The sequence below is a fragment of the Candidatus Cloacimonadota bacterium genome, from assembly GCA_020532085.1.
Taxonomy (GTDB): Bacteria; Cloacimonadota; Cloacimonadia; order Cloacimonadales; family Cloacimonadaceae; genus Syntrophosphaera.
The window spans coordinates 38,755-49,551 of the sequence record JAJBAV010000019.1 but is presented as its reverse complement, the minus strand read 5'-3'; the positions used below and the strand labels follow the sequence as shown (position 1 = coordinate 49,551).

The following is a 10,797-nucleotide window of genomic DNA, read 5'->3' as shown; positions in this document are numbered from 1 at the left end:
CGCAGCAAGGTAGATTATTTATGAAAAAGAACTTGACTTGGATCTACAAGATGAAAACAATGCAATTGGTCGCTTGGCCTTACATAGATTGTGAGTAACGAGGGATATCAGATGCCCTCAAACAACCGGAGAAACAATGAGTTGGAATTTACACCAACATTTGGGACTCAACAGAGAGCTCTTTTACCGATGCAAAGAGTCATTCAAAACCTCTAACTTAGCTCACTTGGACATTTGGTGATATTGCAGTATTTAGTACGTAGTTATAAGGCACTTTTTCAAACCGGGTGGGTAAAGCCTGGAGGCGACAGAAATGCTTACCCACCTCTATGTCCTGTCAGTCACGCCTTGAGCGCTCGCTTCCATCCCCCTCCCACGCTCCCCGCTTGATCATCGCATCAAACGCGGCTATCAGGCGGGAGGCGCGTCCGGGACCCGGGAAATGGCCTTTATGGCCAGAGGGCACCGTTTCGCTTCTTCGCAGGGTCCCCGGCCACTTCACCCTCACGCTATCGTATTCCGCATCTGGGCTTTACCCACCCGATTTGAAAGAGAGCCAGTTAAAATGATATCGCTTCGGGCTTGGACATCGACTAAATCAGACCATTCCAGAGGTGTTGGGATTATCACAGACTTCAGTTATGGGAGTTTATCAAAGCACCTGGACGTAACCCGTGGAAACAACCCTCCATAACGATGTATTCACATTACGCTTTGATTGCAACGCTCTATGCCTTGCGCAATTCATGGTTGCCGGTAGATTATTGCCAGGATATGGCCATTTGAAGTTTTCGATGAGCCAAATTGAAGTTTTTACTTACTCTCCATGGCCGTTATCCAGCCTGCCCTGCCTGCTAAACCGGGCTCAGGCCGCCAGAACTGGCCCGGCCAAAATAAAAACTTGACATATTGCGGAATGTGTGGCCGTGTGAATTGACATGGAAAAACCCCTCCGCATGGAGAATTGAATACGCAGGGAGTGACTTATGCAAAAGAACACCGTCCGCCTTCGGAACGCGAACATCTCGGATATTGGCAGAAATCCGGCCCGCACCAAGAACGAAGACTATTTTGGCCATTTTCAGGGCGAATTCGGCGACCTTTTCCTGGTCTGTGACGGCATGGGCGGCCACGAGGGCGGCGAAGTCGCGTCGCGCCTGGCCGTGGAGAGCATCCGCAAATATTTCGAGACCAATTACATTCCCGGCGAAGAGCTGACCGTGATTGCCCAGGGCATAGATTTCGCCCAGCAAAAGATCAACGAGCGGGTGGAGCTGGAGCCGGAGCTCACGGGCATGGGCACCACGCTGGTGCTGCTGCTGATCCACGGCGTTAGCTATTACATCGCCCACTGCGGTGACAGCCGGATATACCTCAGCCGCGGCGGCTCGATCATTCAGCTCACCAAAGACCACTCCGAAGTGCAGATGATGGTGGAAAGCGGCATCATCACGCAGGAACAGGCCGCCACCCATCCCCGCCGCAATTTCATCACCAAGGCCATCGGCCACACCAGCTTCGCGCCGGACATCTCCGGGCCTCACATCCTTCAGCAGGATGACGTTTTCCTGCTCTGCTCGGACGGCCTCACGGAGTATGTGAAAGACAGCGAACTGCAGCAGCAGATGGAAGAGGAACCCCAGATCGCCTGCCAGAACCTGGTGGAAATGGCCAACGACCGCGGCGGAAGCGACAACATCACCATCCAGATCGTGCAGGTGCAGCAATGCTCGCCCTTCACGCTCAGCGAGGAGCTTCCCGTCCCGCGCAAGAAAAAGATCCTGCCGCCTCTGGCCCTGATTGCCACATTGATGGTGTTTCTGGGCGCCGTGTTCTGGTATGCCAGGTCCATCCAGGTGCCGCCCTCTCCAGAAGTGGCGGCGGCCCGCGATTCCCTGAAAGCGGCCAAGGCCGAGGCCAAACGCCTGGCCAAAGAGGAAAAGAAACGCCTCAAAGAGGAACAGAAGAACAAGGGCAAGGAGACTCCTGAGAAGGCCATCGATCCCAAACTGGTGGTGGACGAAGCCACCATCGCCAGCCGGCTGGGGCCTTACGCGGCGCAAAACCCCTATCTGGAAGCATTTAACGCCATGAGCAATAAAACCGCCCAGGCCAAAAACCTCCAATTCATCGGCAAATCCGAAGCCAACCAGGTGATCTACATCGTTCCCGGCCAGACCATCTATCTGGACTATGCCAAGCTGGCTTATCAATATGTGCCCAACCTCAAAGCCGAAGACATCACCGCCTTGATGGCCATCGCCGTGCTGCGCTCCTCCGGCAAATTCAACCTGGCCAAAGAAGGCTGGGAAAGCAAATTCATCGCCTCCGGCACTTCCCCGGTGGACGACCAGACCTGGTCTGCCGCGCGCGAGCTCTACAAAAAATACGACGCGGCCAACGCCGACCAACTCTTCAACAAACCCGAACGCTTTGCCCGCCTGCGCGGCCGCATCCTGCTGGGGCCCTACGGCATCAGCCTGAACAAAGCCTGACCACACAAAACGGAGAGATCAGAACCATGAAGTGCATCAATTGCGGAGCGGAGATCGAGGCGGACAGCAGCTTCTGCGTTGTCTGCGGCAAACCTGTCAACCCTTCCCGGCAGCTGCGGATCGGCCGTGACGCTGGAAACGACATCGTTGTGAACCACGAACGCATCTCGCGGCTGCACGCCGTGATCACCCGCGAGGGCTCGCAGTACCGGATCACAGACCAGAACTCGCTAAACGGCATCCAGGTGAACGGACAGAGGGTTACCAGCGCGTTGGTCCGTCCCGGCGACAGAGTTTCCCTGGGCGGGATCGCTGAACTGGACTGGAACTCAGTTGTTGCCGCCTTTTCCGGAACCCCGTCCGGCACCTATCCCCGTCCGGCCCCGGTCTTCTATCAGCAGGAGGCGCCCAAACCCAAAAAATTCCCGCCCGCGCTGCTGATCAGCCTCATCGTACTGGGCGTGGCCGGTCTGCTCACCGGAGCTTACTTTCTCTTCTGGGACGACATTTCCGCCGGCAGCGGCGAAACCTTCAACATCCAAACAGAATACACCTACAGCATCAAATCCGTGGAAGAACCCGAAATGTCTTCACGCCGGTCCCAGCTGGAAACGCTGGAGGACCTGCTGGCCAAGGCTCCGTCTGTGTTTGGCAAGGATATGTCCCAGCTTCAGGCCTATTGCCTGCTGGACGTGAAGGTGGGCGAACCGCAGACCCTGCCATCCACCGGCAACGAAGCCGGAAAGATCCTGCGCACCGCCAGCACCAGCATCACGGAAAAGGACTTCAACTCTCGCTACGAATATTTGCAGAGCCAGCCGGAGCATCTGGCCCGGATCAGCGAGGCGGAGATGCAACTGACCCAGGCCAAGGTTGAATTGAAGCTGCGCGAGAACGAACTGGAGCTGGCCAGCAAGGCTCCGGAGGCCAAGGATTTCGTGAAGCAGGGGATAGACCTACTCAAAGAATTTGGCAACACGGGCGATAAATCACCCCTGGACAGTCTGAAGACAGATGAGACCATAGACAGCTCGGTGGACCAGGCCCTCAGCGACTACGACACGGCGCTGGGCAACCTTGAGGGAGTTTACGATTCCCTGAACTCCATCAAGGCTGAGGTGGCCGCCGTGAAAACCGACAGCGCGAAAAAAGGCGGCCGCGTCCTCAAATGATCCTCAAACCCGGCGACCTCATCCGCAACTACCGCGTGCTGGACTATATCGGCGAAGGCGGCATGGGCAAGGTTTACGCCGCCGAGGAAGAGCTGCTGGGGCGCAAGGTCGCCATCAAGATGCTCGATCCGGCCGTGACCCATCAGGAGCATTTCCGCCAGCGCTTCATCAATGAAGCCCGCATCCTGTCTCAACTTCAGCATCCCCACATCGTTGGCCTCTTCACCTTTTTCCTGGAGCAGGAAAGCTATTTCATGGTGATGGAATATGCCGAAGGGCAAACTCTGCGCGACCTCATCGCCACCATCGGCCCCGTGCCGGAACAGCGCACCCGCCGCATCCTCCGCCAGATCCTGGCCGCCCTGGATTACGCCCAAACCAAGGGTGTGGTTCACCGCGACATCAAGCCCTCGAACATCATGATCGGCGACCGCGATGATCTCAAGATCCTGGATTTCGGCGTGGCCCGCATTCTGGCCAACCCGCAGTCCACCCTCACCGGCTCGCGGCTGGGCACCATCTATTACATGAGCCCGGAGCAGGTGCGCTCGCCGCGCGATGTGGACAGCCGTTCGGACATCTATTCCACCGGCGTGGTCCTCTACGAGATGCTCACCGGGCGCCTGCCCTTCAGCACCGAAACCGAGAGTGATTTCCTCATCGAAAAAGAGATCGTGGAGCGCCCCCTGCCCCATCCAAGGGAGCATTACCCCTACATGTCCGACCTCATCGTGGACCTGCTGTACGCTATGACCGCCAAAGAACCTTCGCTGCGCCCCAGCGCTGCCGATGCCATCAAAGCCCTGGATACCGGTTCCCTGGGTTCCATCACCACCGCCCTGCCCTTTACCGATAAACCTGTTCCCATCGCGCCTGTGGCCCCCACACCCATTCCTCCGGCCCCTAAAAAGAAAATGCCGGCCGGCCTGCGCGCCTTCCTCGTCATCCTCATCATCGCCATCATCCTGGCCACGCTCGGTTTCACGCTCAAAGCATTGCTGGATATCAATCCCAACCTCGTCCAACCCAGAGCTGAAGAAACGGTGGCAGAGGAAACCGCCGAAGAAGTGGTTTCCGCAGAGGAAGCGCTCAGCGAGGAGGAGATCGAGGCCAACATAGCCGCCCAGCAGCTCAGGGAGGCTGAAAACGCCGTCCGCGCGATCCGGCCCCGCTTCAGCACCATCGCCAGAAAAGCCCGCGAATACCGGGAGCAGGATGACTACGGCGACTGGCCCATGAGCCTGGACACGTTCATGGACCCCGCGGAGGCCGACACCGACCAATTCAGCTTCGAATGGTCGAACGACGGCACCATCACCGCCATCAGCAACCGCGCCTTTGGCAAGGCTGGGATCGAGATCTACTATGTGCTCGACACCGAACATTTTGAGATCTACGACCCTGATCCCGAAAGCCCGCCCAACATCGATCCCGCCTGGCTGAACTGAGTTTGGCCCCTCTTTTGTTTTCTGCAAATTATCTCCCGATAAAACGCCCTAAAGTTTAGTTTGTTAGCCACTTATCCATCTTCGCCTGACTTTTCGACAGCATGATCCTGCCTGGCCATGGATATCAACCCTTACCGTCCTGACCGGGGCGATTAAGGATTTAGAGGGCAAAACATTGTGTTTTCGGCGAGAATCAGCTTGACAGGTTAGGCCCTGCAGTATGGGTGAGCGAGACAAACAACGAACGCGAGGTATCCCATGCCACGACCCCTGATCGGCCTGAGCATGAACTATATGCAGTTGGGCAGCTATCATCAGTTTCACGTGCGCGACAAGTACATAGACGCGGTGGTTGCCGCCGGGGCGCTGCCCTGCCCCCTGCCCTGCACAGACGATAAAGTCGCGCTGCGCCAGTATCTGGAGCCCCTGGGCGCGGTGATCATCATTGGCGGGATGGATTATCCGCCGGCTTTGTATGGCGAAAACCCCCATCCCCAAACTGAGGAGGCCCACGAACGCCGCGTGAAAGGCGATCTGGCCCTGCTGGAAACCGCGCTGGAGCTGAAAAAACCGCTGCTGGGCATCTGCGCCGGGATGCAGCTGCTCAACGTCCATTTTGGCGGGGGCTTGATCCAGCACATCCCTGAACTTGATGACCATTACGGTGAAAAGTACCATCAGGTGGAGATCCTGGGCGGACGCTGGCTACCCCGGATCTTTGGAAAAGAAAGGATACTGGTGAATTCGAATCACCATCAGGCCGTCGATCCCCAGCGCGTGGGAGCGGGTTTGGAAATAGTTGCGCGGACTGGGGACGGGATGGTGGAAGCGCTGGAATACAGCTCAGAACAGATGGTTTTGGGCATTCAGTGGCATCCGGAGAGGATTGCTGACCCCGCGGTGGGCCGGCCGGTGTTCGAATTTCTGGCGGAACTGGCCAAAACATAGAAGGGGCACCGGTATGGCACCCCTTCAGAGATTAGGTTACAGCATTATTTTCCCGCCACGCTCACGTCCTTGCAGAGCAGGGACGGGAGTTTGTGAGAACCGAGGTTCAGGGCCTTGTTTTCCACTGCCTCCACGTTGGAGAGGGTTTCATAGGCATTGCCGGAGAGCAGGCAATCCTTCACCCGGCCTGTGATGCGGCCGTTTTCTACCATGAAGCCGGTGGAAACGCCGACGGAATAATCGCCGTAGAGAACGTTGCCGGAATGCGCCCCCATCAGGAACTGGACCAGGATTCCCTCTTTGATGCCGGAGATCATCTCCGCCATGCTTGCATCGCCTGGGGCCAGCGCCAGATTGCCGGCATGGGCCATCGGGAGTGATTCCACAGACTGGCGAACCGCGCAGCCGTTGGGTTCCAGATTCATTTTGGCAGCGTAATTCAGGTCGGTGGGAAAGGCGCTGAAGACGCCGCGGTCGATGAGCGTGAGCCGGCGGGTGGGAGTGCCCTCGTCGTCAAAACTAGCGGCAGATCCCAGTTCCAGATCGAAAGGTTCGCGGTTGAGGCTGAGTTTTTCGGAGACGATCTGTTCGCCGAGTTTGCCGCAGAGGGGCGAAACCCGGTTGTAGATGTTCACCGGTGACGACGCGGCGCTGAATCTGGAGAGCAGCGCGAACAGCGAGATGGGGGTGAAGATCACGGGCAACTTCTTGGTGGGCGGCACGATCTCGTTCTGGCTGAGCTGGAAGAGTTCGATCAGTTCGTCCAGATCGGCCTCTTGCAGTTCCAGCAGGTCGCGCCCGGTTTTAAAGGTGAAGAGCCCGCTGCCGGTGCCGGGAAAGACCAGCATGGCCTGGGTGGAAAATCCTGAGAACCTGGCACTCAGTTCGGTGCCGGCGCTGTTGAGGATCCCGCTGCTGCCGGTCCCATAGCCGAAACTGACGTTGATCTGGCCTTCGATCCGGGCGCGAACGTAGTCGATGATCCGGTTGCCTTTCTCGATCAGGTTCTCCTTGCTGATTGTTTCGATGCTTGGTCTGTAAAGCTCGAGACGGGGCGGGTCCTGGGTGTGGGGGAACAGGAAGTCCACTTCCACGCCGTTCTCCGCGCTCAGCAGGGCCTGCTTCACCAGGGCTTCGCGGTTGAGTAAGTTGCGGGTGTGGGCCAGGCCCATTTTGCCGTTTTTGATCACGCGCAGGGCGATGCCGGAACTGAGGGCGCTGTCGCAGTTGTCGAGTTTACCATCGCTGAAGGCGAGGCTGTCCACTGTTTCTTCCTGATAATAGACTTCGGCCTGATCGGCGGCCAGGGACGCGAGTTTGAGCAGCTTGTCCATCATTTGCCTCCTACGGTGAGATTTTCAAACAGCACGCTGGGTCCGCCGAGGCAGGAGCGGATGTTGGTCTGGCCTTTGCCACAGCCGCCTGATTCGTTGAGCACGAAGTCGCTGCCGATCAGCTTCACGCTGTTCAGGGTGTGGTAGAGGTTGCCCACGATGTTGATGTCGCGGATCATGCCGGCCAGTTTGCCGCCCTTCACGATGTAGCCGTGGTTGGCGCCGAAAGTGAAGTTTTCGCCGGAGGTCTGGCCGCCCATGGCGTCGCAGATGTAAAGCCCGTCGCCGAGGGCGGCGAGCAGCTCTTCCAGGCTGGCAGCGCCTGGTTCGATGAAGATGTTTCCCATGCGCACGATCGGGGCGTAGCGAAAATCCTCAGCGATGGCGTGCCCGGAGATGGGCTCGCCCATTTCGGCTGCCGTGAACCGGTCATGCAGCCTGCCAGTAAGCACGCCCGCGGTCATCAGCTTCACTTCGCGCACAGCCACGCCCTCATCGTCATATTTGTAATATCCCAGTTGGTTGGCCAGGGTGGCGTTGTCGGTGATGTTCAGGATATCCGTGCCGATCTTTGTTCCCAACTGCATCTTGGCCCGCATGGCCGGCAGGTTGCGCACGATGTCGGCTTCGGAAAAGTGGCCGAAAGCCTCATGGGTAAAGACACCCGCGATGCCGGGATTGAGCACCATGTTGTAGGTGCCGGCCTTCACCGGCTCCGCCTTCAGCAGATCGGAGGCTATCTTTGCGCGCTGCAGGGCTTCATCCTCGCGGTCGCGAACTTTTTGAAACCCGTCGCTGCCGCCAAAAGCCATGCGCACCGTCTGGGTGAGGTCGCCAGCCTGGCTGATGATGGAGCCGCCCAGTTTGGTGGTGACCAGTTCCTCGTTGATCTCGCTGCCTTCGCTGTTGATGAAAAACTTGTCGCGATGGACATCGTAGTATTCCAGCTCAACATTGGCGATGTCCGGCTGGGCGAAAAGCAGCTCGGAATAGTGCTTCACCAATGCCAGCTTTTCCTCCAGAGGGATATGGCGCGGGTCCTCCCGCAGCGTGGCTTTCACGCTTTCCCGGATCACCGGGGCCGGGGCCAGCTGTTTCTTTTTCAGCTGATGCGCGCTAAGAATATCGGCGTTTTCCACGGCCTTGCGGATGGCCTCCTCCGCCTGCTCCGGCTTGGTGAAACAGACGGTGGCAAAACCGCCCTGGCGCAGCACCCGCAGCACATAGCCGTCGCCGGAGTTCGATCCGTAACTCCGGACCTCTTTTTTGCTCAGCACCACGCGCTGGACCCTTTTGGTCTCGTAGCGCAGGTCGGCGTAATCGGCCTCAACCTTGCCGAGCATCGCTTTCATGGTCTCGATCATGGCAACTCCTTGTTTGTTGGTGTTGGTGTAACTCATTGACTGAACCATGTGATGGGCGGCCAGAGATTCAGTCCTTTATCCAGATTGATGTAACAGTAACGATTGTGAGCATCCGGGTCCCAATGCTTTCCCGTCAGCGTCCACAGATGCTGATGCCCGGGCAGAAGCTCTCTTTGAAGGCTGGCTGGCAGCGCGTATAGGATACGCCGTCCCCAGGCTTCATAAGCCGCCTTGCCCATGTCTGTAAGGCGCAAAGTGGTCCGTGGCCTGTTTTCCACAAAACTCTTGGTTTGCAGAATATATGAAGCCCGAACCAGCTTCTGCAGATGGGTGGTGATATTGCCGGAGCTCAGACCGGTCAGCCGCATCAGGTCCAGATAGTCCATGCTCCCGCCGCGGGCAAGCAACCAGACCACTTGCAGGCGAGCTGGATTATTCAGTAGAGGGTCCAGCTTGGAGATCACTTCCAGTGTGAACCTGGCATTCACTTTCAATCCCAACTCCTTCTTTGACAAAGCCATAGTAAATATTTGTCAGACAAGGTATCTTGTTTTACAAGATACGATTTCTGTCAAGATGTTTCCTTCTGAAGCCCTGCAAAATTTTCTGCTTGACACAAAAGCAAAGCTTGGATTTGGTTTATTTCTTATGTTTGGAAGCTTGATATCACGAAAAACGATCCTGGTCCTGGCTCTCTTGGCCATGGCCGCTGCCCTCTTTGCCCAGGCTACCTACAGCAGCCAACTGATGCGCGATGCGCTCAACGGCAACGCGGATGCCCAGTACTCGCTGGGTTGGAGCTACTATCACGGCGAAGGCGTGGTGCGTGACCTGCGGGAAGCGGTGAGATGGTACGCCCTAGCCGCAGATCAGGGTCACGCGGACGCCCAGTGCAATCTGGGCTGGTGTTATTACAGAGGCGAAGGTGTGGCCAAAGACGACAGTGAGGCCGCCAGATGGTGGCGGATCTCGGCCCGGAAGGGCAACGCCTTCGCGCAGTACAATCTGGGCTGGTGTTACGACAACGGTTTCGGCCTGCCCCAAAACAAGCTGGAAGCCTTCAAGTGGTACCGCGAATCCGCCCGCAAAGGCAATCCCAACGCCCAGTGCAACCTTGGCTATTGCTACTATCTGGGCGAGGGCGTCACCCAGGATCTCGCCGAGGCCGTGCGCTGGTGGACCCTGGCCGCCGAGCAGGGAAACTCCAGCGCCATGTACAATCTGGGCATCTGCTACGACAACGGGTACGGTGTCACCCAGGATTTCCGGGAAGCGGCCAGATGGTACCGCCTCGCGGCTGAAACCGGCGCGCAGCCAAGTCTTCCCGATCCCGGAAGAGGCATCCTGGCGATGCCCGGGGCCATACCGGAAGACGATCAGGCGCCTCGCCAGTGGCCTTTGGATGAGCCGGAGGAGGAAAGCGTGGCGGAGGAATCAAGCCCGCAATTCCTTCCGGAACGCACCAAACCCACTTGGGAACAGAATTTCAGCGAGATGTACGACATAGGTGAGCAATATTACAAGGGTGAAGGGGTGTCCCAAGACGAAACGGAAGCCGTGCGCTGGTGGCTGATGGCGGCTGAAGAGGGCGATCCGCGGGCTTTGTACGGACTGGGGGTGGCTTACCTGAACGGACGCGGCGTGGCCAAGGATGTGACGGAAGCAGCGCGCTGGTACATGCTGGCCGCGGAAGTGGGCTATCCCAAGGCGCAAAACACCATTGGGGTCTGCTACAAGAACGGCACCGGGGTCAAGAAGGACTTCGCGGAGGCGGTGAAATGGTACCGGCTGGCCGCGCAACAGGATCACGCCATGGCCCAAAGCAACCTGGGCGTCTGCTATGCCAACGGCGAAGGCGTGGATCGCGATTATGAGGAAGCCAGCTTCTGGTTCACCCTGGCCGAAGCCAACGGCAACGACACAGCGCAATCCTACCGGGAAAAGCTAGAGAAAAGGTTGTCCGAGGATCAGAAAGCCCGGGTGCAAACCCGTGTGCAAGTCTGGCTGGAAACGAAGTTTTAAGTACCCGAACGGGG

At 57.8% G+C, this 10,797-nt stretch carries 8 protein-coding genes; 5 read left to right on the top strand and 3 right to left on the bottom strand.

What is annotated here, in order from left to right:
* The first annotated feature begins 986 nt into the window (after positions 1 to 986).
* The 4 genes from LHW45_06470 (at position 987) to LHW45_06455 (ending at position 6,063) form a co-directional block, all read left to right on the top strand.
* On the top strand, positions 987 to 2,495 hold the full coding sequence (locus LHW45_06470) for a Stp1/IreP family PP2C-type Ser/Thr phosphatase (protein ID MCB5285217.1): 1,509 nt from the start codon (positions 987 to 989) through the stop codon (positions 2,493 to 2,495).
* A 26-nt stretch (positions 2,496 to 2,521) separates the two neighbouring features.
* Positions 2,522 to 3,667 (top strand): FHA domain-containing protein, encoded by a 1,146-nt coding sequence (locus LHW45_06465; GenBank protein ID MCB5285216.1) that lies wholly within the window; start codon positions 2,522 to 2,524, stop codon positions 3,665 to 3,667.
* Entirely contained in the window at positions 3,664 to 5,115 is a 1,452-nt protein-coding gene (locus tag LHW45_06460; protein ID MCB5285215.1) for a serine/threonine protein kinase, read from the top strand. Before LHW45_06465 ends, LHW45_06460 begins: the two co-directional genes overlap by 4 nt.
* Before the next feature lie 258 nt (positions 5,116 to 5,373).
* Entirely contained in the window at positions 5,374 to 6,063 is a 690-nt protein-coding gene (locus LHW45_06455; GenBank protein MCB5285214.1) for a gamma-glutamyl-gamma-aminobutyrate hydrolase family protein, read from the top strand.
* 44 nt (positions 6,064 to 6,107) lie between these two features.
* Here LHW45_06455 and LHW45_06450 read toward each other — a convergent pair whose 3' ends face one another.
* The 3 genes from LHW45_06450 to LHW45_06440 are packed head-to-tail and all read right to left on the bottom strand — an operon-like array spanning position 6,108 to position 9,249.
* Positions 6,108 to 7,397, bottom strand: coding sequence for a TldD/PmbA family protein (locus LHW45_06450; protein ID MCB5285213.1), 1,290 nt, complete (start codon positions 7,395 to 7,397; stop codon positions 6,108 to 6,110).
* Positions 7,397 to 8,761, bottom strand: a complete 1,365-nt coding sequence (locus LHW45_06445) for a TldD/PmbA family protein (GenBank protein MCB5285212.1) — start codon at positions 8,759 to 8,761, stop codon at positions 7,397 to 7,399. The genes LHW45_06450 and LHW45_06445 overlap by 1 nt, the downstream gene beginning before the upstream one ends.
* Before the next feature lie 32 nt (positions 8,762 to 8,793).
* Entirely contained in the window at positions 8,794 to 9,249 is a 456-nt protein-coding gene (locus tag LHW45_06440) for a transcriptional regulator (protein ID MCB5285211.1), read from the bottom strand.
* Positions 9,250 to 9,421: 172 nt separating this feature from the next.
* On the opposite strand from LHW45_06440, the gene LHW45_06435 reads away from it, so the two are divergent.
* On the top strand, positions 9,422 to 10,783 hold the full coding sequence (locus tag LHW45_06435) for a sel1 repeat family protein (GenBank protein ID MCB5285210.1): 1,362 nt from the start codon (positions 9,422 to 9,424) through the stop codon (positions 10,781 to 10,783).
* Positions 10,784 to 10,797 lie beyond the last annotated feature (14 nt).

Excerpts from the sequence above, each read along its gene's own strand:
- LHW45_06455 (MCB5285214.1), top strand. The coding sequence starts at position 5,374 with ATGCCACGACCCCTGATCGGCCTGAGCATGAACTATATGCAGTTGGGC.
- LHW45_06450 (MCB5285213.1), bottom strand. The coding sequence starts at position 7,397 with ATGGACAAGCTGCTCAAACTCGCGTCCCTGGCCGCCGATCAGGCCGAA.
- LHW45_06465 (MCB5285216.1), top strand. The coding sequence starts at position 2,522 with ATGAAGTGCATCAATTGCGGAGCGGAGATCGAGGCGGACAGCAGCTTC.
- LHW45_06445 (MCB5285212.1), bottom strand. The coding sequence starts at position 8,761 with ATGATCGAGACCATGAAAGCGATGCTCGGCAAGGTTGAGGCCGATTAC.
- LHW45_06460 (MCB5285215.1), top strand. The coding sequence starts at position 3,664 with ATGATCCTCAAACCCGGCGACCTCATCCGCAACTACCGCGTGCTGGAC.
- LHW45_06470 (MCB5285217.1), top strand. The coding sequence starts at position 987 with ATGCAAAAGAACACCGTCCGCCTTCGGAACGCGAACATCTCGGATATT.